Source organism: Martelella sp. AMO21009 (assembly GCF_053484295.1).
Window position 1 is genome coordinate 1 of the sequence record NZ_JBAKFR010000050.1, and the last position, 20,186, is coordinate 20,186.

The window sequence follows — 20,186 nt, forward strand, 5'->3', positions numbered from 1 at the left end:
CGGAAATCCACTTAGCGAAACGCCCGAAACTGTTCAGACAAACCGAGCCACCTCTTCAAGCAGTCCTGATTTCGATTTCAGCGATAGATCTCAATGAGACGTTCGATCGGCTCGGGCAACTCGGCAACAGTTTGCTAGACGACATGGAGGCAGTGTCGAAGTCGCCGTGCGCGATCCTGTTGCGCATGCCGCGAATGCTACGCCAGGGAACATTGACCTGCGACTGCGCAAATCCGGGTAGTTCGCGAGAATTCGGCTTGCGCGCGTCCAGCGATCATTGGGTCATGACGCCAGCGCGCCGCGTCTTGAGGTCCGCCGCGCAGTTCACCTCCTTTATGGCTTCGTGAAGGTGATAGCATCAGTGGCGCCCTGGATCATCTGATCGAGGTATTCGGGTAACGTCTTCGCTGCGCTGGTGCGGCCGCTACCTTACTCGTACTGCATCAGCTTTTCGTTGACCGCATCGACTCTTCGTAGTCGATCGCGGCCCGTGCGTCCGGCCTTCAGCGTCGCGCGCACCACGATCTGGTGGCAGAGCGCCAGCACGGCCGCGTGGTTGAATTGCGGCCCGTCCGAGTGGATCCGGCAGGGAAAATGCCAGTGGGTCGCGGGATGGCGGGCCATGGTCTCATCCGAGATCAAGGCAAGGCGGGCGCCGCTTTCCGCGATCGTATCCAGCAATTGACGCGTGCCGGCAACGCGGCGGCGCAGCGTTATTGCGATCACCAGGTCGCCTTCCTCGATCCGGGCCACATGTTCGCCCAGTGTTTCGCCGCCTTGCGGGAAAACCACGACTTCACCGACGATCTTGGTCAGTTGCCAATAGAGGTAATGGGCAAAGGACTGGCTGATGCGCTGGCCGGTGATCCAGACCTTTCGGGTGTCGATCACGGCGGCGGCGAGCGCTTCCAGTTCGTTCGCGTCGAGATTGGCGAAGGTCCAGTCGAGATTGTCCTTGTCCTCGCGCATGTCGAGGGCGAGCGCTGCAGCGTTTGCCTCCGGCTCGGCATGGGCGAAGAACACGCGCGAGCCGGTCTGGCGCTCATCGCGCACTGCCTTTTTCGCCTGGTCGTAGCTGGCAAAGCCGAGCTTGCGAGTAAAGCGCGAAACGGTCGCTTTCGAGACACCGCAAAGCCGTGCCAACTCCTGTGCGTCATAGCTGCCGAGTTCGCCTGGAAAATCCAGCAAGAACTCACCCAGTCGACGCTCGGCGGGGCTCAACTGCGGCAACACCCGTTGCACGCGGGTCAGGAACGGGGCGTCGTCGGCAGGGTTTTGAAACTCTGATTTCATGATTCTCATTAAGGATTGTGCGGCGGAAAATGCAAGTTGCCCATTTTCGGAATCCTGGTTTCAAGCCAGGTTTTTGTGAAGGCATTCGAGAAAGTGCCGTATCTGCGGGCTTTCTTGTGCATGGAATGCCTATGGAAAACCCATAATGCCTAAATAATAAACAATATATATAAGTGCCTATTTTTTGCTTGCGTGAATTTTGAAACTGTAGTTTCTTTTTCTGGAACTTGAATTTCCTCAGAGAGCTCGACCCGACCCAAGATAGCTGAAACTGGAGTCCCGACATGCCGGTCCGACCGCTGAAATCCCTGATCCTTGCCGCAGCAGCCCTAGCCGCGCTCGCGCCCGCGGCACTTGCCGCGGAATATCCCGAACGGCCCGTTCGTATCCTGGTGTCCTTCCCGCCGGGCGGTTCGAGCGACCTCGTCGCCCGCCTTCTCGCCGAAAAGCTCGGGGCCGAGCTCGGCCAGCAGTTCGTTGTCGAGAACAAGCCGGGCGCTGCCGGCACGGTCGCCGCAACCGAGCTGAAGAATGCCGATAATGACGGCTACACGCTGATGCTGTCCAACCTGACGCCGTTCAACGTCGCCCCGACGAGCTTCCCGGATACGCCATATGATCCGGTCGCGGACTTTACGCATATCGGCTATATCGGCGCCGTCCACCTCGGCATGTTCGTCTCGCCCGAGCTCGAGACGCCGGATATGGCCGCCTTTGTCGAAAAGGCCAAGGCCGAGCCCGGCATGCTGGACTACGGCTCCTCCGGCGTCGGCTCGTGGGGCCATGTCGTGGCCGTTGCCTTCGAGAACGAGGCGGGCGTCGAACTCTCGCACATCCCCTACAAGGGCTCCGGCCCGATGCGGCTCGATTTCCGCGCGAACGTCATTCCGGTGATCTTCGATGCCGTGCCGCAGAACCTGCCGGCCGTTGAGGAGGGGACAGCGCTCCCGCTCGCCGTCTCCTCGCCCGAACGGCTCGAAACCCTGCCCGATACCCCGACCTTCACCGAACTCGGCTATGATATCGTCGCGGAGAACTGGCTCGGTATTTCCGGTCCGGCCGGCGTCGACCCTGAGATCGTCGCCACGCTTCAGGATGCGCTCGACACGGCGCTCGCCTCCGATGAAGTCGTCGCCCAGTTCGACACATGGGGCATTGTCGGCGGCAAGATGACAAGCGAAGACTTCACCGGCTACGTCGCGGAAGGCGTTGCCGAATGGGCCCCGCTCGTCAAACAGGCGAACCGGTGATGCGTGTCAGCCCGCTTGCCGCGGAGAAATCCGGTCTGCCGCAGATCGCCGTCGTCGTCATCGGCGAGGCGGAGGATGCGGGCTTCAATGCCAGTGGTCTTGCCGGTGCGCGCCAGGCGGCGCGTGCGGGCAAGGCAAGGGTCAGCATTGTCGACGGGCTTGCCTACGACACGGCCGAAATCCTCGAAAGCCTCAGCAGAATAATGCCGGACTTCGACGGGCTGGTTTTCATCGGCGGGCAGGGAGATCGGGTCATGCCTGTGCTCGCGCTCGACTGGCCGGAAAAGCCCTTTGCCATCGTCCAGGGTCACGCCCATGCGGAAAATCTGGCAAGTTATGATGTCGCGCAGGAGCATTCGGCTTATCTTGCCGGATGCCTGGCGGCGCTGATGACGAAGACCGGCACGGTCGGCCATCTTTCCGGCCACCGCGTTCGGCCGGGCCTCAAGGGCCGCGCCGCCTTCGTGCAGGGCGTCATGGAGACCAATCCCGCCGTCCGCGTTCTGACATCCTTTTGCGGCTCGCAGGATGACAATGCGATTACCCGCAAATGGGCCGATGCCGAGATCGCCGCCGGCGCCGATATCATCTTCACCATGCTGAACGGCGCCAGACAGGGCGCAATCGATGCCTGCAGGGCCGCCGGCACATTGCAGATCGGCAACGCGCGCGACTGGACGGCGCTGGCGCCGGATGTCTTTGTCGCTTCGGCACTGGCGCGTATCGATCTTGGCGTCGAACGCGCCATCGCCGATGTCGCGGCGGGTAGATTGCCGCAGGAACCGGTCTTGCTGGATCTTTCAGCAGGCGACTACGCTTCGCTTACGCTCGGCGCGGGTGTTCCGCAGGTCGTTGCCGAACGGGTCGCGGCCGCAGCCGGGGCCATCCGTGACGGCAGCATCATCGTCCGCGAGACTTATGACGGCGTGGAGTTCGAACTTGAGACGGAGACCGGGCAATGCTGAAGAAGCTCTCGGCACAGGCGGGCACGCTTCTGATCGGCGCAATCGCCCTCGTCTTTATCTTCGGTTCGCTGACCGTGCTCGATCTCGGTACGCCGCGGCGCATGGGTCCCGGCGCCTTTCCGCTGATAGCCGGCGGCATTCTCGTCATGTTGTCGGTCGTCGCCCTTGTTGGTGACATTAAGGCCCGCGCCGAACATCTGAAGGTGGACTGGCGTTCGGTCGTTCCGATCGCGCTTGCGGTGGGAAGCTTTGCGCTGGTGACACCGCGTTTCGGCGTTCTGCCGGGCGCTGGCGTGTGCGTCCTCATTGCAAGCTTCGCTGTCGACGCGCTCTCCCCGCTGCGACGCGCCGGTCTCGTCCTCGGCGCTGTTTTCGGCGTCTGGCTCGTCTTTATTTTCGGCCTCAGATTGCCGCTTGAAGCGTTCCGGGGATTTTGATCCATGCTTGACAATCTTGCGCTCGGCTTTGCCACCGCCACCACGGTTTCCAACCTTCTTTACTGTTTTCTCGGAACGTTTCTTGGCACATTCATCGGCGTTCTGCCCGGTCTTGGCCCGCTAGCCGCCGTGGCCATGCTCCTGCCGGTCTCCTTCTACCTGCCGCCGGAGACCGCGCTGGTGATGCTGGCCGGCGTCTATTACGGCGCGGAATATGGCGGCTCGATCGCCTCGATCCTGCTCAATATTCCGGGCACGCCGTCGTCCTCGATCACCTGTCTCGACGGCTATCCGATGGCACGCGAGGGCCGCGCCGGCGTTGCCCTGCTGGTAACCGCGCTTGCCTCCTTCTTCGGCGGCGTGTTCGGTATTCTGGTGATTGCCGCGCTTGCGCCGCTGCTGGCGGATTTCGCCTTGTCGCGGCATCCGTCGTCTCAAGTTCCGGCACGCTGCGCGGCGTGATGATGGTGACGCTGGGCGTTCTGCTCGGCACGATTGGGGTAGACGTCAACAGTGGCGCCACCCGCTTTACCAGCGGCGTTCAGGACCTGCGCGACGGTATCAATCTCGTGGTCGTTGCCATGGGTCTCTTCGGCGTGTCGGAGGCGATGTTTTCCGCACGCGGGGCATCCGCCTCCTATGCTACGGAAAAGGTCTCTTGGCAGCGTTTCCTGCCGATGCGCGGCGAATGGCTGCGTTGCCTCGGCCCGGCGCTTCGCGGCAGCCTGATCGGCAGCTTTTTCGGAACATTGCCAGGCACGGGCCAGACGGTCGCGTCCTCGATCGGCTATGCTGTGGAAAAGCGCGTCTCGCCTAATCGCGCCAATTTCGGCAAGGGCGCGATCGAGGGGGTGGTGGTACCGGAATCGGCCAATAACGCCGCAGCTCAGACCGCCTTCATCCCGACGCTGACGCTCGGCATACCGGGCTCCACCACCATGGCGCTGATGATCGGCGCCCTGATGATCCACGGCGTCACCCCCGGGCCACGCCTGATCTCCGATCACCCGGCGCTGTTCTGGGGCCTGATCGTCTCCTTCCTGTTCGGCAATCTTTTCCTGCTGGTGCTCAATATTCCGCTGATCGGCATCTGGGTGAGGCTCCTGCGAATTCCGCATTATTTCCTCTATCCGACCATCGTCGTGCTGATCTCCATCGGCGTCTACAGCCTCGATCATTCGCTCTTCGATGTCTGGGCCATGCTCGGCTTCGGCGTGCTGGGCTATCTGCTGAGACTTTATCGCTATGAGCCCGCACCGCTGCTGATCGGTTTTATTCTCGGGCCGATGATGGAGGAATATCTGCGCCGCGCCATGTTGCTGTCGCGCGGCGATCCGATGACCTTCCTGGAGCGCCCCGGCTCAGCCGTCATGATCGCAATCTCGGTTCTGCTTCTGGTGCTGACGGCTTTGCCGGGGCTGAAGCGGCTGATGAAGTCTATCGGCTGATCGCTGGTGAGCCTCCTGTTTTTAGCGCCACGACGTCAAGCGCTGCACGGAAGGGCAGGTGGCCGTTTTCTGCGCCCTATAAAGGCGCAGTTTCAACAAAGTGACCCTCTTGGAAACGGAACGCCAACACGTCATCAACCTGGCGAAAAGCCACTTGAACGGTCCCCCTTGGATCATCTGATCGAGGTAGTCGGGAAGTCTGTTTACTGCGCTCATACGGCTACAGCCTGACGCAGCACATCGTTCCTGATATGAGCAGGGAGGTCGCGTGGGGTTTTCACAGCAACCCTGACCCCAAGGGCTTCTTCGAGAGCTTCCTGCAATCCGCCGAGATCAAACAGGGTGGTTTCCCGGCAAAGGCTCGACCAGAACGTCGAGGTCGCTGTCCTCGCGATCGCGCCCGGTCAGCGCCGAGCCATAAATGCGAGGATTGGCCGTGCGGTAGCGTTCGGCAAGGCGTCGGATGACCTCCCGATCCTGCAGCAGAGCTTGTGATGGCCTTTTTCCCGGCATTTCCTTGTCCTTCGCTCTCTATATAATTCATTTCGGATGGCGTTCACAGAGCTTTCAACGCTGGTCTCTCCTGGCGAACTCGTCAAATGTTTCAAGCCTTGTCTGGACTCGAACTGCCGTCGGCGGCAATTTGCGGCAATTAATTCAGAATCAAACGAAGCGCCCATGTCGACTTTTCCGCCACTCGCACCGTCACTGGTCCCGCGTGAGACACTGCCCTCCTATCTGTCACGGCTTGCCGCGACCAAGGGCGTCAGCACGGCCGATCTTTGTTACGATATGAGGGTGGCTTTTCGGCGCGTGCTGAACTTTGAAGACGAGTCGTTGGCTGCAGTGGCGGTGTTCGGAGGACTAACGCCGGAGCAAATGGAGGAGCTGGTATCGTGGACTGGCAAGCCAGTCGGCGATGTCAGGTCGGTCTTGCGTGGTGAGGCATTCGTCTCGCGTGCCGTTCGCAACCCGACGATGCGGGGCTGCCCGATCTGTCTGCGGGAAGATATGAAAAACAGCAGCAAGCCGCCACTGCAGAGCATGGTGATGCGCGGGCACTGGCTCTTGAGGGATACATGCGTGTGCGTGAAGCACTGCCACCCACTTGTGCCGCTATGGACAGAACCGCATTTTTCCAGACGGAATGATATAGGCCTGCAGCTCGAGGGGATTATTGAAGACATCAAGGGCGGAGCGTTTGAACGCCCGCTTATCGAAGTCTCCGATTATGATCTTTGGCTAGATCAGAGGTTGGAAAGCGGGAAGGACACGACCTGGTTCGCAGATCAACCGCTCTCGGCCAGCGTCATCATGTGCTACAATTTTGGCTTCGAGCTGCTCAGGCTCAATCAAACGGCGATGGCTGATGATGCCGACACGAACAGGGCTGCGCGAGCGGCTGGCTTTGAGGTCTTGAGCCGCGGCGAGCCGGAGATCCGCAGCGCAATACGAGAATTGGCGGCGGCCGGGGAGGATGGCTATGAAGAGCCATCCGGCGCTTTCGGAAAGATCTATTCCGTGTTGACGTATGAGCACGTGAATGACCCCGGCCTCGACCGAATTCGGCGTATTTTTCGGGAAATCATTCTGGACACATGGCCTATCGATCCCGGCACTGATCTGCTGGGCGAACATGTTGCCACTAGGAAGCTGCATTCCGTGACCACGGCCGCCCGTGAGGCCGGCACGGAGCCTGAGCTCATGCGGAAATTGCTCATTGATGCCGCCGTGATCGAAGCGAATGGGGCTTTGCCGGACCGCCGAACCACATTCTTGGCGGAAGTCGCCAACCCGGTTCTGGCGCGGATCTCGGATGTTGTCTCTTTGAGGACCATGCGTGAGGTCTTGGGGGCGACCCGCACAGAGCTGGAAGCCTTGGTGGCGGAGAATATTCTCATCCCACTCGCTTCTTCCCCTGAAATCCGGAAACGCTGGCGCCGCGAAGATGGCGTGAAGCTGATGGAGGAGATCACGCGCGGGGCGACGCCCGTCGCGGCAGATGATCCTGCCTGGGTGGACCTGCTGCATGCGCGCATGCGCTGCGGAACGTCATTGCGTGGTCTGATCAAGCTGATCGGCGCCGGACATTTTCGTGTCGGGTTGAGAGAGGGCAAGCCATGGTTTCGCAACGTCGTTCTTCAGAAGGCCGAGATTGATCTGCTCGGTCGGGCACAGGTCGATCAGCCAGTCGGTGAAATGTCGGCCTCCGAATTCGGGCGCGCCGTCGGTCTCCGGTATAATGGAGAGTTTATAGCCCTGATCGAAGCTGGCCACACGCCGGCAACACGCTCTCGGCATCCGGTAACACGGCAAGACCAATGGCGAATGACGAAAGAGGATATCACTGCATTCCATCGCCGTTTCGTGACGATTGCAACTCTCAGGCAGGAAACCGGGCGGTCGAGCAATGCGCTACGAATGCTGCTCAAGAAGGAGAAGATCGAGCGCTTTGCACCGGATGGCGGGGATTTCGGCAGTTTGTGGCTGAGAACCGCAGCTATGCAGATTTTGTGATCGGAAGCCGTTTTCTGTCCAGGCTCATTCGATGAGCTATAAAGATAAAGGTCTTGACGACATGCTGCGGCGTTCGTGAAGATTCTGCCGAAAGGCTCGATGATTTTCAAAAGGACCGGTAGCATTGTACAGATGCGCCAACTGAGAGCTACATGAAGCGCTTTGAACTTATCCAGCTCCAACGCCGCGAGGCCCATCTGGCCTCTGCAAACGAGGCCTGGGCAGAACTGCGCGCAAAGCTCGATGATCTCGGAGTGGAGTATCGGCTGTTCGGCTCATATGTGGAAGGAAACTTCCTCGAGCATTCGGATATTGATCTGATGATCATGGGGGATCTCGGTACTGACACCCGTCAGCGTGTTCGCCGGGCAGTCAGCGCCGCACAGGCGACTTGGGATATCGAGTTCGATATGTACTTCGCTGCGGATCTGACGCCGCAGGCACGCGAGGCCCTCCTGGGGAACTGACTTCTTTCTCTCTCGCTTCCCCGTGAGACCAGGACGCCGACGATAGGTCCGGAACGTATCTGTTCGCGCGCCGTGACCGGCCACTGACGTTCATCCACCTGCGATTCCAAGCTCTGCGGTCAATGCGACGTAGAAAAGGCGGCGCTCTTCGGCAAACGCATAAGTTTCCGGTGGCAGTATACACAGGCCGGGTTGTTGGTCGCCCTCGTCGTGTGGTGAGCGCACATCAGCCTGGGAGCGATGGTGACGCGTAAACCCATCATGGCGCGGTTTTGGCAGTCAGGTCGATATCAATCCAGCCGCCACGCTCCAGGCACACGAAGCGTGTCGCCCCGATTTTTTGATCGCGCCTTTTGTGCCAATGGCCGAAAACCCAGAACTCGGGTTGATGACGGTCAAACATCGCCTGAAGTGCGCGAGCCGTGCGGGACGGACCGGGCGAGGAATCAATGATCTGGAAGAGTTCCTGACTGACACGCCAGGGACAATCATGCGAAACCATCACGCGTGGCCGCCTGTTGGTCCAGGCTTCGAAGAGCAGGTCCAGATCTCTCTGACTATGCTCTTCGTCCGGCCACCAGTCCTTGTTCTCCTCGCGATCGGCCTGATCGATCGACCAGGCCCCGTTCACGAAAAACATGTCGCCTTCGGCGCCGCTTTCAATGAATTGCGGATGGTTTCGGCATACGGACGGGCTATCATGGTTGCCACGGATGAAGCTATGACCGCTTCCAGGCTGACAAGGCCATTTCTTTACGTCTTCCTCCCGAGCAATCCCAATTTCGAGATCACCGACCTGAATGCTCTCGTCAACTCCGGCGACCGCGGATGCATAGGCGGCGCCGTCTGCATGGATGTCACCGATAAAACGCACGAGCCCACCTGTATCCACCTTCGAATCTCGACGGTGGGACAATGAAGAATGTTTGGTGCTTTCGCAACCAGTGCAGGCCTACGATGCATTCGATGTGATCGAGAAAACGGGTGTAGGCTTAGCCCGGCACCCCGCTATTTCGGCCGGCGAAATCCCTGCGGAAGAACTGGGCAGCCCTGGTCTTTAGTCCAGTCCGTAGGCGAGTTGGATGACGGCTTTCAGCGGTCTCGGCCTGTCGGAGAACCATATGCATCATGTCGCATTGCCGAACTGCAACAATAGCCATTCGAGTTATAGACAATTCCGCTTTTTTGTCTATAACGCGCGGCCGCTGAGCTTCTATGGAGCAGCGGACAGTCAGGAAAGCGCCCCCAAGTCGGTCGTTCAGGCGGTTCCCGAACCGTCTTGAAAGCCGTCGTTCAGCCGCCCCTCAGCGAAAGACCAAGAAGGGCGGAGAGCTGCCGTTCGCTGCATCCTGGACAAACGGCAGTAATGCGCAGAGAGCTGCTGATCGGTGTGCCGCCCTGGTAGTGAAGGACAGCGCAGAGAGCGGACTTTGCGCTTGAAACAGCCGGTAGCACCTCAGTCAACGAGACCGGCCGAGATTGACATCAAGCCAGGCTGACGGCAGGCGCTCAGAATCCTCGTCCAAACGCGATAGCCCTATCGCCCGCACCGCCGTTCATAGGGACAGTGAGGCAAAGTGCCTCCGGCTCAGCCTGTTATTATTCGTGGGTAGGCTACGGCATGTATAAACATTTGTTCTTGAATTCAGCCATCGCTAATGTGGACTGTTACATCGTATTGCTATTTCCTGAGACTCAGTCTGAAGGTACGCGCAGTCTTAATTTTTGAATCAAAAAAGGAGAGCATCCATGGGACTTAAGCCAGGACCAAAGCCGATAGCAAAATCAACCGGGAAACCGGATCAGCGCCGACGTGATAACAAAAACACACCAGGGAATACACCGTCCCTCAAACCTAGCAAATCGAGCAAGCCCCTTAAGAAGGGCTGATGCGACCAGATTGGACGCGCTAGAAGGAATGAGTTCCAACACACCATGGCAGCAGCATCCGCAGGGGAAGTAGCTGCACAAAGAAGCTTGAATACCCTGTCGTAAAAATTCGCCATTTCTCGGCGCCTTGCGGCTGCTGATAAGGTGTTGCAACATGGCTCTATGCACCCGGAGTAGGAGTATAAAGTGGCGGTTGTCTATTGTGTTATTCGCCAGCAACTCCGACATACGTGCCCCGTGCGTATGCACGATCCACAATCAAAGGAGGGGGTAATCATGCTTGAAGAAGCGTCGTGGGTAGCGACCATCATAGGGGCTGTAATCACGCTTGCAGCCCTGTTCTGGGCAGGAAGGACTATTCTGAATAGAATTGAGACACGGCAAAATGCGAAAATTTCAGGTCGTGGTAATACTGTAAATCAGTCCTCAAACGTTGGAACGGATAAATAATCCGATATGAAGTTTGGCCTGCCTTCGCTAATATCTGCCATCTTGCCCAATTCTCGTTCAAACGTGCAATCGGCAAATATAAGCGGCGACAACAATACAGTTGAGCAACACATTCATGTCTCTCTGAATGCGGGCGACAATACTAACCGCGAATGGCTTACCCAGACGGTGTCTGGGCACAACCTCAAAACAAATATTCGTGGCGCGATCAGTGTAGAAGAAAATTCTGAACAATATGAAATAAAGAGAATTTTAGAATATCGCCAGATTGCCACTGACGGAGATAGCGAAACAGCGCTAAAGTTGCTTGGAAATTTGCAGTCCGATGAAAAGTACAGCTCGGGGTTTGTCGCATTTCGTCTGCACTTCAACATCGGCATAATTCAAGAGAATATCGGCGAGCTGGCGGCGGCAAGCACGTCCCTGAGGAAAGCATATTCGTATGCCCCTGAAGATAAAAAGGCTCAAGCCGGATTGGCGCTCGCAGAGCTAAATGATGGGCAGAATAAAGAGGCTTTTGAACGAGCTAAAAGTCTCATCAAGGACCAAGGCGACCATCAGAGCTTGGCGGTTGTTGTCGCACTGTACGCAGCAGCGAGAGCTGAAGAAGAATTTAGTATTGAAGATTATCTACTTCAGGAACCCGACAACGATGACATCGTGGCGGCGAACCTTGAGTACATTCGCACAGCTCGCAGTGACGACTATTCCAGATCACTAGAGGAAGCCTATAAAGCCTACCCTGCCAACAGCAGTGTCGCCCTGATGTGGGCACAAGATGTTCTTGATAATGCTCAGCAAAACCAAGCATTTATCCTTGGGGCGAAGGTTTCCGATGCATTTGAAGAGCAACTTTCGAAGTGCGCTAATATCCTTCGTTCCGATCTGGAGGCGTCGCTAAAGCGTCGACCTCCAAATAAACTTCTACTACCTTCGCAAGCGAATAACACGGCTGTCGCCCTCCGTTTGTCCGGTAGTGTTTCGGAAGCGGCAAAGCTGTTGGACAGAGTTATCGACGGACATCCGTCTTTGCTGGCTGAATTAGCCCAAATTCGCGCCGTTTTATTTCTACAGGAAGACAGGGATCACGAGGCATTCGAGCTCATTGAGACAATCGAGGCTGCTCCAGAATTACAGGTGATGGCTTCAGAGATCGAAGCGAAAATGGGCAGAGGTAAAGAGGCCCTAAATCGCATCAATGAGACCCTCAAGAAAGAACTGCCTGATGCACTCCGCTCGACTGCACTTCTGACCAAGGCGCGTATCGCAGTAAATTCCTCAGACCGGATGGCGGCCGATGAAGCAATAGAAGAGTTGACTGCGATTGACGCGGCCTCGCTCGAACTCGTCTTAGTTCGTTCAGCATATAGTCGCGCGTTCGAATTGGTTGACGAAAGTGACGAGATAGAACGGCTTCCGATAACAGATAAAGATAAGACCGAGAGCGACCGAAAACTTCTTGGATCACTAATTGAGGCTGACGAATGGGATTTTCTAAGCATTATTCAGGCTGCTGATGAGCTATTAGCTCGTGGATATTATCGCGAATGTGCCCAATTATTACGAGGCAGGGTAAGTTTCAACAAGGAAAGCCCAGCGCTGCAAACTCTTTGCGATGCTTGTGTTCGAGGCGGGCTAGGCACCACTGCAAAAGAGATTGTTGATCAACTATCGGCTGAAGTTAAGAACTCGGTTTTTGGGTGGAAATTTATCGCGAATGCCAGCTCTCTCCATGGAGAAGCAGCCAAAACTGTGCCTGTCACGCGGAAGCTTTTTGAGAATAATTCGAAGTCCATTAGCGCGCTAGAGTGGTACATTCAATCACTGCTTAGAATGAACGACAACACTCGCATACGGCGGGTGGTGGCCGACCTTACAGACGGTGACATGGTTGGTACAGTTGATGAGAAACGAGAATATGTAAATTTGCTCGTCTTTTGCGGGGAGATCGAGCGCGCCAGAGCCTACGCTTATCAACTCTTCTGCGAAAATCGAAACGACCACAGAGCGTGGATGGCACTGAGTTCTAGCGTGCTTGCCTTGGGGAAACCTCCAGGTACTAGCGATGATTTGCACCTAACCAGCGTTGAGAGCAATGCAGCGTTTGAAATCATGCGCGCAGACGGGACGAGACAGACCTACATTCTTGAGGAGAATAAGCGTCTGTTTCTATTAAGAGACGAGAATATTGGGTTGGATCATCCAATCGCGATAGCGGCTGCTGGGAAGCAGGAGGGCGACGTCTTTTTATGGCCTTTTGGCCAGGGTGAAGATGCGACCATTACTACTATCAAGCACAAAGTTCTGGACGCGTTTCATTACATTCTGAGGCGTTTTGAGGAACAATTTCCCGATGCATCCGGCTTCAAATCGGTATCTATAGCACCCGATCAAGAAGGCGGCCTTGAGGAAATGAAGGCGCTTCTTCAGCAGCGCGCAGAATATTCACAGCAGAAAGCAAAGGAATATGAGGAGGGATCTTACCCGTTGCCGATCCTTGGCTTCCATCTGGGTATTGATCCGATCGACGCATTTCTCGGCCTTAAGCGAGAGTGTAACGTTGCTCCCAAAGTATCTTCTTGCATTCAAGCAGATCAAGAAAGGGCAAGTGCATCAATTAAACAGGCTAAAAAATCTGGAATTATTGCCGATCCCGTAACTTGTTATTTTCTTAGAAGGCTGGGTATCGAAAAGTGTGTTGAGCAAGAATTTGGAAGAATAGGCGTTACACAGGCTACGATCGACATTTTTGCGAAGCGGTTGCAGGAGGCAGAGCAGACAAGCTATTTTGAGGCGGAGGATGGGACAAAGCGCACCTCAACAATCGCTGTCCTTAATGGCAGTCTTGTGATGTCAGAAAGTACAGAAGACGAGGTGCGGTCCAGGATTGATCTTCTGCGATCCGACTTGCAGTGGTTGAAAGACGATTGCGATTTGCTTCCGACGATTGCGAGGACGGACCCTGCCGAGGAGATTATAAGATTTCGCAATCGGGACGGGGGCCGGTTCTTTGATGACATTTTCGCAGCCGATGGCTCCGGGCGCCTACTGCTATCCGATGACTTTCATCTGCGTAAATGGGCTGAGGGTCTTTTCGGCGTCCAATCTGCTTGGCTGCAGTCGTTGCTGTTTCATCTGGAGGAAGTTGGTCAACTCGACACGGCGACCGTCGTCAGGAGTACCATTCGCCTGAGCGAAGTTGGGGAAGAGGCCCTTAGTCTCAACGCCGGACGATTGGTGACAGCATTCGACATGCTAAGCTCAGGAGATTTAAGCGAAGCGGAAGTGGATTTGTTCTGCTCGCTGATTGGTCAGGCGGGAGCCGAAATGATATCTCACGTCCAGGTGGCGGTCTCGGCTATCGTAGAAATTTGGTCCCGCAGCCCTCAAATTGTCAATCGTGAGAGAGCCACAAGCGTCATACTACGGAAGCTATTGAGGAACCAAACCGCGAGCTACAAGCCGTTGTTAGAGGCTGTTCGGCGCTTAGTACGCGACCCCCAAATTGCCGAATACATAAATGGCTGGCAGAAAGGGCACTTTTTAACGTAGTATCTGCGATGATCTGTCTTAACTCAAATAGGCAGATGGTCGGAGTTTAATGCGCCAATACACTAACCGACCGCTTCTATGTATTGCGTCGAAACTTGTCCCAAGCCGCCCGAATGTTGGAAAGTGTTTCCTCTGGGTCGTCACCGTGAGGTGGTTTAAAACCATCGCGCTTCGATTTTTCCGTAGCCGTCCGTAAACGCTGCCATTCTCCCTTCGACTTAAGGGTTTTCAGTATCGGTAGCACCTGAGAGAAAGCAGTGCCCCAGCTAAGAAGCATCTCCACTGGCAATTGCATTTCAATATGAGCCTCGGAGCGAATGTATTCAGCCCGGCGTACTATTGTTGGGTCTTCGTTGCCCTCGCGTTGCCAGCGGATATGCCACGCCAACATGTCCGCCACCTGCAGCGGCAGAGCTAGCCTATCGTCGCCATAGCCGATGGGCAACTGGATCAGCTCGCGCGAGGCAGAATCCAGATTTTCCAGCATATAGTCGAAAAAGAGAGCGCCATCCTTGTCTACCCCTTTTTGCTCGTCGAACATGAACCTGAGCGGCGTTTTGACGCCCTGGCTGGCCAAATAGCGAGCCACGACCGAAACTGCCCCGAAAGTAATGGCAAAATAAGGCGTAGAAAGGCCGCGAGGCGCCGCAGGAGACACATGTCTTTCGTATTCTGCCCGGCTAACAGAGATATCAAATGTCCACAGGGGCCGAAACCGGTCTAGAACCTCTGCCAAATTCTCCAGTTTCTTGTCGCGGGAGTCTCGACTCCAGCCGGCAAACTGGCCACGCAGACCGTTCGCCTCCACCATCTTTAGGTGTTCTATCGACGGAGGTTTGGCCAGCGCTGCTCTCCATGCCGCGTTGAATTGCTCCCAAGAGTCGTTGCGATTAACCAATCCCGCGAAAACGAGATCATGTCGGCCGATATCGCTTGCAGAGTCATCGAAGTACGCCGAAAGGTGCATCACTTGCCCACTTTTTTTCCGGCTTCCATCAGCCGCGTCCGAAGCGGAATGAATTCGCTCAGTTAACTGATAGCACAACGGTGTGAGCAACCAAACTTGGTGCGACAGCTTTCGCCGAGCAAGTCCCAGAGCCCGCCAGCCCCCTTCCGGCCCCGCTTCAGACGGCACGCGGTGAAATGATTAATCGCCACCCAATCAGAATCACCTGCTTACAATCCGCCTTCGTGCGTTGCTGAACGTTTCTGCCAGAGCCGCACGACTTTCACCGAGACCATCGACGCAATATGCGTTTAGAAACTGACGTCCGGCGAATAGTCTCTCGTCTGTCTCGCTCAATTGCGCCTCTTCACAAACGCGCCACCATTCATTTGCAATGGTCGCAATCTGGCCCTCGATGATCGAAACGGCCTCAACCTCGTTCAGCAGGAAGTTGGCAGCCGCATCGATGCAGCTCTTCAGCGTGCTCATGCGGTTGTCTCCGCTGATCAGCATGGCCTGTGTCGCTTCATTGCCGGTTCGGCCCTGCGGGCAGATGTCATAGGCAGGTGTAAGCGTCAGCATCTTGCCATCCCAGAAGGCGGCGTGATTGCGGGCGTGATCGTCGGTGTTGCCGCACAGGATGTTGAAACAGAGCCGCCCGAAAAGTTCTTTCAGCGTGTCCTTCGGCTTTGTGAAGCGATGGCGGATGATTTCGGCGAGGTCCTCGTAGGAGGCATAGCGCGCCATCATTTCATCGAGGCCGAGCATGGTCAGGGCCGAAACCATGGCCTTTCTCTGCCAGCCATTGTCGCCTTTGACGCGATCGAAGCGCTCGATCAGCAGCACGTCCTTGTTCGCCGCAGAGGCCATCGAGACCGGCGCGACGTTCAGGCCGCAGGCGGCCGCAAGCCGCATCGCGATGAACTCGGCCTTCACCACGCTATAAAGATCGTTGCTCGAAGAGAACTTGGCGATCAGCTTTCGGTCACCGCGGTCGATCAGCGCCTTGGGCCGGGCGCCGCCGATCGACGTGCCGTGGTTGAGCGCTTGATCCAGCGCAGGCGTCAGTGGAACACCCCGCTCGATCCGGCCGGCGGCCTCAATGAGTTCCTCATAGGACGCCTCGGCTTTGAGGCGCGGAACATGTTCCGTCGCCGATTGCTGAAAGTCGAGCGCGCCGATCCGATCGGAACCGGATTCCAGCAGATAGGTCAGTTCGGTGATGGCGCCGGTGTCGTTTTCGGCAGGCTTGCCGCCCGCCAGACGGTTGAGAATGACCCTGCGACCCCAAGCGTCAGGCGAGCCATCCCGAAGGCAGCTTGCCATCGGCAGACCGGCTTCGGGTTCGATCAAGCCACGACGCAGCGGAAGCTCGGGCTCATATATCGGGATCGCATAGTCGCGACCCAGATAGCTGGCGCCATAGTTGAAGACGTATCGGTTGCCATCGTGCGTGATGCGACCGGCAACAACCGGCTCAGTCTGCTCCGGCAGCCAGATCCAGACATAGGCCTCCTTGTGCTGCGAAAGCCTAGAAGTCATCGTCAATCTCCCGTGGGCTATGACGAACGCTCTTGGGCAGCAATGCCAGCTTCTCATCGAGGCGGGCGTTGTGCATGGCGAGCGTCTGGTCATCCAGATCGAACAGGCGGATGCCGACCAGAGTGGCGACTTCGAAGACCGTGCCGATCTCCGGCCCTGGCTCCCCATACTCGATCCTGCGCAGCGTCTTGCGGGTAATGCCGGCACGCTCGGAGAGTTCGACAGCGGTCAGGCCGCGCTCAACGCGTGCGACCCTGATCAGCTTGCCGAACAAGGACAAGGCCTGTTTTGTGGCACGGGAGTAGCTGCGGGTTCGTTTCACGATAGCTCCGTTGAGCGGATCATTTAAAAGCCCTTTGGCGGTCTATGGGTATTTTAAGGTTCATTATAGTTCAAGTCGGACGAACCGCAAGCTCACGAACCTTATATATACCATTAGCACCTCCATGGATCATATAATGATCATTAGCGACGCGATCTATCCAGCGAATTTGCCAATTCCCTGCCATTGCGTCATATCGATGATCTATTCATTCAGCAGAATGCCTGCCACAAGAGAACACCTGGCCGGAAAGCCGCTAAAGGTCATGCAATGAGCAACGACAGCAAATTCATCTCCCGCGTGCTCCGGCACGAACCAGAGCTTCTGGGACTAAAACTGCGCGCCGGCGGGTGGGTGCTTGTTTCCGATCTGTTGCGTGGCCTGAAGAAGGCTGGTCGTTCATTGAATGTGGAGGAGCTGAAACAGCTGGTCGCAGACAACGACAAACAGCGTTTCACCCTTTCGGAGAACGGTCAGATGATCAGGGCGGCGCAAGGGCACAGTATCGCGGTGGACCTTGGGCTTTCATTGTCAGTGCCGCCGCCGGTGCTTTTCCATGGAACCGCCCGCGCCAACCTGGACGCCATCTTTGCAGATGGCATCAAGCCGGGCCGCCGCCAATACGTCCACCTGTCTCAGGACGCCACGACTGCCGAGAAGGTTGGCCAGCGTCATGGCAAGCCTGTGGTGTTGAGCATCGATGCGCAGCGCATGCACGAAGATCATTGTCCCTTTTGGGTCGCCGACAATGGCGTCTGGCTGACGGAATGGGTGGCTCCGGAATATCTGGGGTTTCAATAGGGTCGAGCAAACGGTGGTCTTTTTTGGCTGCCCCTGCGCTTGGGCGGCCTCAATGTACCTTTCAGATGTTTCTGGTCCCACGTTCAGTGCCGGAAAGCGTTCGGAGACGGCTACTGCGAAGAACAGATCGCCACTCTTATTTTCGCATTTTATCGTTTTAATACAGCGCCTTGTAAGTGGGACGCCGTCGTGTAAGAACGCCTTGAGCCCCTTGTTGCTTCCTTCGGATAAAGCCTCTCATGCCCGTGTTGATCACCGCCGACCTGCATCTCGACCAATGGCTTGGCGAAGGACGTGCCCCCTTCGCCGCGCTGCCTCGTGAGATCCTCGGCACATTGGATGCACTGATCGTCGCAGGAGATCTGGCCGACAAGCCGAAGATTAGATGGCCAAGAATGCTTCAGCAGCTCGGGCGCCATGTCGACCCGGCACGCATTTACGTATTTCCGGGCAACCACGACTATTACCACCACGTCATTGATGGCGACGATCGTCTTGCCGAGTTGACGGCACAGGCTGGCGCCAACTTTGTTCAGAAAGCAGCAATCACGGTTGGCAATGCGCGGTTCCTGTGTTGCACGCTCTGGACCGACTTCGCGCTTCATGGGGCGCCTGCTGCTGCCATGGCGTTCGCCAGAACACGGATGAATGATTACCGCTATATTCGTAAACCACCCCGCTACGGCAAGATCCAGCCATCAGACACGGTGTTCGTTCACGGTGATCATCGGCGCTGGCTGGAGGACCAGTTGGCGACGCCGTTTGCTGGCAAGACGGTGGTGGTCACGCATCACTGTCCGCATCCGGAGCTGCTGTCAGATACGCCAAGTGAGTTCGATCCGATCTATGGCTCGGACCTTCGGGCGCTGATTGCCAAGCATAGTCCATACGCATGGTTATTCGGGCATACGCACCGGCAGCGTGAAGCTGCAGAAGGCGACACGATTGTCCGCAATGTTTCGCTTGGTTATCCGTCGGAGGTGGAAGCCGGGCAGGAAGCTGAACTTTTGATGCGGGGCATGATCGATGTCTGATCTCGCCGGCAGGGCGAAGAGCGACGGTTTGAAGCGAACGACTGATCATTCGGTGCATTCGGCAAAGGGTAGGTGATTGTTCGCCGATCTTGCCGCAGCGATCAGAACATTTAGTTTGGCATCGACCTCCGACACAGAGCAAACCCCATGATCGAGTTTCAATCCCTGCCAGACGACCATCCTGATCTTGCCCTGTCGCCCCTGTTACGCGGTGCTTGCCTGATACTAAACTATGCCGCGGAACATGGCGGGATCGGCTTGACTGCGACCAAGGCGTTCAAGCGCGATTTCGTAAGGTGGGCGGTGGAGAATTTTGAATGGCCAGGCAAATCGGCCGAAGAGATGTTCCGCTATCAGTCGGTCATCAATGAAGCTGACTTCCCGCCCGTCGATATGTTGCACTTCCTGCTGATCCGCCTCCGTCTGGGTCGTCATTACAAGGGCATGTTCCGCGTCACCTCCGAAGGCAAAGATCTCGCGGCACATCCCGGCCTGCTGTTCAAACGGCTCATACCCTTTTTCGTGCTCAATATCGACCACGCGGCCTATTCCCGCCTCGGTGAAGGCATCTTCGGCAATTGGGATGTCTGGCTCAATGTCATGAATGTCGAGATCGAAGACAGAGCGAGCGAAGACAATCTGTTTAGCTGCTTTTATGGCGAGGCAGAGACCGGCAATGACCGGCGCTGGCGTGAAGTTCATGCATTCGGCGCTTGTGTTCTCAAGCCTCTGGAATGGAGCGGCTTGATCACCGTGCAAGAGCTTCGCGACCAGGATAACAAACTGGAATACATCGTAACGAAAACAGCCCTGTGGCGTTCAGGCCTGAAGCTCGAGACGGACGACCTCGTTCAACCCATGACACGGCACTGAGAACGATTGAGGTGCATCCTCCCTGCACGAAAAGCCGGTCGATTTCTGCATACTGTTGTTCAGAATGGCTGCCCTCGGCAGACCTTGTGATTTCACCCTGTAAATTGGCAATCGCCGCGATTCGAGGGATTATCCAGGTTTCTGTTGCTCGCGTACCTGCAAGGCCTTGAGCCAGCCCGAAGCCAGGCGAGCACTGTCGGCGCCGGCCCGATGAGGCACACGCATGCGCTCGAGCTTTTCGTATAGAAAATCAAGGGCAAGACCATCGAAATGAGCGAAGCTCACATTATCGTAGTCTTCGACAGTGATCGCTGAAGGTGCCCAGCCTGCGGCGCCAAGAAGACGGCTTAGAGCATCAGGCGCGATGAATGAATCGTATGGGATTCCGTTTTGGTGTGA

The 20,186-nt window shown here is 56.7% G+C and carries 19 protein-coding genes and 1 pseudogene; 13 read left to right on the forward strand and 7 right to left on the reverse strand.

The genetic code is table 11. The features are described 5' to 3' along the window. The coding region (locus V6766_RS24760; protein ID WP_448470913.1) for a hypothetical protein at positions 1–347 on the forward strand (347 nt) is incomplete at its 5' end. An 82-nt stretch (positions 348–429) separates the two neighbouring features. Here V6766_RS24760 and V6766_RS24765 read toward each other — a convergent pair. Further along, a complete protein-coding gene (locus V6766_RS24765; RefSeq protein WP_448470914.1) occupies positions 430–1,293 on the reverse strand; it encodes a MurR/RpiR family transcriptional regulator in 864 nt (287 codons plus the stop codon). Between the two features lie 284 nt (positions 1,294–1,577). Between V6766_RS24765 and V6766_RS24770 the strand changes: the two genes are divergently transcribed. From V6766_RS24770 to V6766_RS24785, 4 genes and pseudogenes are all read left to right on the forward strand, one after another. Beyond that, a complete protein-coding gene (locus V6766_RS24770) occupies positions 1,578–2,543 on the forward strand; it encodes a Bug family tripartite tricarboxylate transporter substrate binding protein (protein WP_448470915.1) in 966 nt (321 codons plus the stop codon). Next, positions 2,543–3,508, forward strand: a complete 966-nt coding sequence (locus V6766_RS24775; RefSeq protein ID WP_448470916.1) for a BMP family protein — start codon at positions 2,543–2,545, stop codon at positions 3,506–3,508. The genes V6766_RS24770 and V6766_RS24775 overlap by 1 nt, the downstream gene beginning before the upstream one ends. Continuing rightward, the gene (locus V6766_RS24780) at positions 3,502–3,945 is read left to right on the forward strand and encodes a tripartite tricarboxylate transporter TctB family protein (RefSeq protein WP_448470917.1); all 444 of its coding nucleotides are present in this window, start codon (positions 3,502–3,504) and stop codon (positions 3,943–3,945) included. Before V6766_RS24775 ends, V6766_RS24780 begins: the two co-directional genes overlap by 7 nt. 3 nt (positions 3,946–3,948) lie before the next feature. Next, positions 3,949–5,393: pseudogene (locus V6766_RS24785) on the forward strand (tripartite tricarboxylate transporter permease). Between the two features lie 333 nt (positions 5,394–5,726). Here V6766_RS24785 and V6766_RS24790 read toward each other — a convergent pair. Further along, positions 5,727–5,906: a nucleotidyltransferase family protein gene (locus V6766_RS24790; RefSeq protein ID WP_448470918.1), complete on the reverse strand. Its 180-nt coding sequence runs from the start codon at positions 5,904–5,906 to the stop codon at positions 5,727–5,729. Positions 5,907–6,071: 165 nt separating this feature from the next. Between V6766_RS24790 and V6766_RS24795 the strand changes: the two genes are divergently transcribed. Next, entirely contained in the window at positions 6,072–7,910 is a 1,839-nt protein-coding gene (locus tag V6766_RS24795; protein ID WP_448470919.1) for a TniQ family protein, read from the forward strand. 152 nt (positions 7,911–8,062) lie between these two features. After that, on the forward strand, positions 8,063–8,377 hold the full coding sequence (locus V6766_RS24800) for a nucleotidyltransferase domain-containing protein (RefSeq protein ID WP_448470920.1): 315 nt from the start codon (positions 8,063–8,065) through the stop codon (positions 8,375–8,377). Between the two features lie 259 nt (positions 8,378–8,636). On the opposite strand, the gene V6766_RS24805 is transcribed toward V6766_RS24800, so the two are convergent. Further along, the gene (locus V6766_RS24805) at positions 8,637–9,251 is read right to left on the reverse strand and encodes a metallophosphoesterase family protein (protein ID WP_448470921.1); all 615 of its coding nucleotides are present in this window, start codon (positions 9,249–9,251) and stop codon (positions 8,637–8,639) included. A gap of 208 nt (positions 9,252–9,459) precedes the next feature. On the opposite strand from V6766_RS24805, the gene V6766_RS24810 reads away from it, so the two are divergent. The 3 genes from V6766_RS24810 (at position 9,460) to V6766_RS24820 (ending at position 14,269) form a co-directional block, all read left to right on the forward strand. Beyond that, positions 9,460–9,660: a hypothetical protein gene (locus tag V6766_RS24810; protein ID WP_448470922.1), complete on the forward strand. Its 201-nt coding sequence runs from the start codon at positions 9,460–9,462 to the stop codon at positions 9,658–9,660. Positions 9,661–10,543: 883 nt separating this feature from the next. Next, positions 10,544–10,717: a hypothetical protein gene (locus V6766_RS24815; RefSeq protein ID WP_448470923.1), complete on the forward strand. Its 174-nt coding sequence runs from the start codon at positions 10,544–10,546 to the stop codon at positions 10,715–10,717. Between the two features lie 6 nt (positions 10,718–10,723). Then, entirely contained in the window at positions 10,724–14,269 is a 3,546-nt protein-coding gene (locus V6766_RS24820; protein ID WP_448470924.1) for a tetratricopeptide repeat protein, read from the forward strand. A 76-nt stretch (positions 14,270–14,345) separates the two neighbouring features. Here the strand turns inward: V6766_RS24820 and V6766_RS24825 are convergent, their stop codons facing one another. From V6766_RS24825 to V6766_RS24835, 3 genes are all read right to left on the reverse strand, one after another. After that, positions 14,346–15,236 carry a hypothetical protein gene (locus V6766_RS24825; protein WP_448470925.1) on the reverse strand — a complete coding sequence of 297 codons (891 nt, stop codon included), beginning with the start codon at positions 15,234–15,236 and terminating at the stop codon, positions 14,346–14,348. Between the two features lie 201 nt (positions 15,237–15,437). Next, positions 15,438–16,757, reverse strand: coding sequence for a type II toxin-antitoxin system HipA family toxin (locus V6766_RS24830; protein WP_448470926.1), 1,320 nt, complete (start codon positions 16,755–16,757; stop codon positions 15,438–15,440). Further along, complete coding sequence (locus V6766_RS24835) at positions 16,747–17,031, reverse strand: helix-turn-helix transcriptional regulator (protein ID WP_448470931.1); 285 nt, start codon at positions 17,029–17,031, stop codon at positions 16,747–16,749. Before V6766_RS24835 ends, V6766_RS24830 begins: the two co-directional genes overlap by 11 nt. A 318-nt stretch (positions 17,032–17,349) precedes the next feature. Between V6766_RS24835 and V6766_RS24840 the strand changes: the two genes are divergently transcribed. The 3 genes from V6766_RS24840 to V6766_RS24850 all read left to right on the forward strand — a co-directional run bounded on the left by V6766_RS24840 (position 17,350) and on the right by V6766_RS24850 (position 19,787). After that, positions 17,350–17,880: an RNA 2'-phosphotransferase gene (locus V6766_RS24840; RefSeq protein WP_448470927.1), complete on the forward strand. Its 531-nt coding sequence runs from the start codon at positions 17,350–17,352 to the stop codon at positions 17,878–17,880. Positions 17,881–18,119: 239 nt separating this feature from the next. Beyond that, complete coding sequence (locus V6766_RS24845) at positions 18,120–18,914, forward strand: metallophosphoesterase (protein WP_448470928.1); 795 nt, start codon at positions 18,120–18,122, stop codon at positions 18,912–18,914. 147 nt (positions 18,915–19,061) lie between these two features. Next, entirely contained in the window at positions 19,062–19,787 is a 726-nt protein-coding gene (locus V6766_RS24850; RefSeq protein ID WP_448470929.1) for a hypothetical protein, read from the forward strand. Positions 19,788–19,916: 129 nt separating this feature from the next. Here the strand turns inward: V6766_RS24850 and V6766_RS24855 are convergent. Next, a partial coding sequence (locus V6766_RS24855; RefSeq protein ID WP_448470930.1) for a hypothetical protein occupies positions 19,917–20,186 on the reverse strand: 270 nt, incomplete at its 5' end.

What these genes read in the sequence shown, in the direction of transcription:
- V6766_RS24770 (WP_448470915.1), top strand. Translation starts at nt 1,578, where the DNA reads ATGCCGGTCCGACCGCTGAAATCCCTGATCCTTGCCGCAGCAGCCCTA.
- V6766_RS24815 (WP_448470923.1), top strand. Translation starts at nt 10,544, where the DNA reads ATGCTTGAAGAAGCGTCGTGGGTAGCGACCATCATAGGGGCTGTAATC.
- V6766_RS24850 (WP_448470929.1), top strand. Translation starts at nt 19,062, where the DNA reads ATGATCGAGTTTCAATCCCTGCCAGACGACCATCCTGATCTTGCCCTG.
- V6766_RS24790 (WP_448470918.1), bottom strand. Translation starts at nt 5,906, where the DNA reads ATGCCGGGAAAAAGGCCATCACAAGCTCTGCTGCAGGATCGGGAGGTC.
- V6766_RS24780 (WP_448470917.1), top strand. Translation starts at nt 3,502, where the DNA reads ATGCTGAAGAAGCTCTCGGCACAGGCGGGCACGCTTCTGATCGGCGCA.
- V6766_RS24765 (WP_448470914.1), bottom strand. Translation starts at nt 1,293, where the DNA reads ATGAAATCAGAGTTTCAAAACCCTGCCGACGACGCCCCGTTCCTGACC.
- V6766_RS24830 (WP_448470926.1), bottom strand. Translation starts at nt 16,757, where the DNA reads ATGACTTCTAGGCTTTCGCAGCACAAGGAGGCCTATGTCTGGATCTGG.
- V6766_RS24800 (WP_448470920.1), top strand. Translation starts at nt 8,063, where the DNA reads ATGAAGCGCTTTGAACTTATCCAGCTCCAACGCCGCGAGGCCCATCTG.
- V6766_RS24795 (WP_448470919.1), top strand. Translation starts at nt 6,072, where the DNA reads ATGTCGACTTTTCCGCCACTCGCACCGTCACTGGTCCCGCGTGAGACA.
- V6766_RS24845 (WP_448470928.1), top strand. Translation starts at nt 18,120, where the DNA reads ATGCCCGTGTTGATCACCGCCGACCTGCATCTCGACCAATGGCTTGGC.
- V6766_RS24820 (WP_448470924.1), top strand. Translation starts at nt 10,724, where the DNA reads ATGAAGTTTGGCCTGCCTTCGCTAATATCTGCCATCTTGCCCAATTCT.
- V6766_RS24825 (WP_448470925.1), bottom strand. Translation starts at nt 15,236, where the DNA reads ATGCACCTTTCGGCGTACTTCGATGACTCTGCAAGCGATATCGGCCGA.
- V6766_RS24810 (WP_448470922.1), top strand. Translation starts at nt 9,460, where the DNA reads ATGACGGCTTTCAGCGGTCTCGGCCTGTCGGAGAACCATATGCATCAT.
- V6766_RS24840 (WP_448470927.1), top strand. Translation starts at nt 17,350, where the DNA reads ATGAGCAACGACAGCAAATTCATCTCCCGCGTGCTCCGGCACGAACCA.
- V6766_RS24775 (WP_448470916.1), top strand. Translation starts at nt 2,543, where the DNA reads ATGCGTGTCAGCCCGCTTGCCGCGGAGAAATCCGGTCTGCCGCAGATC.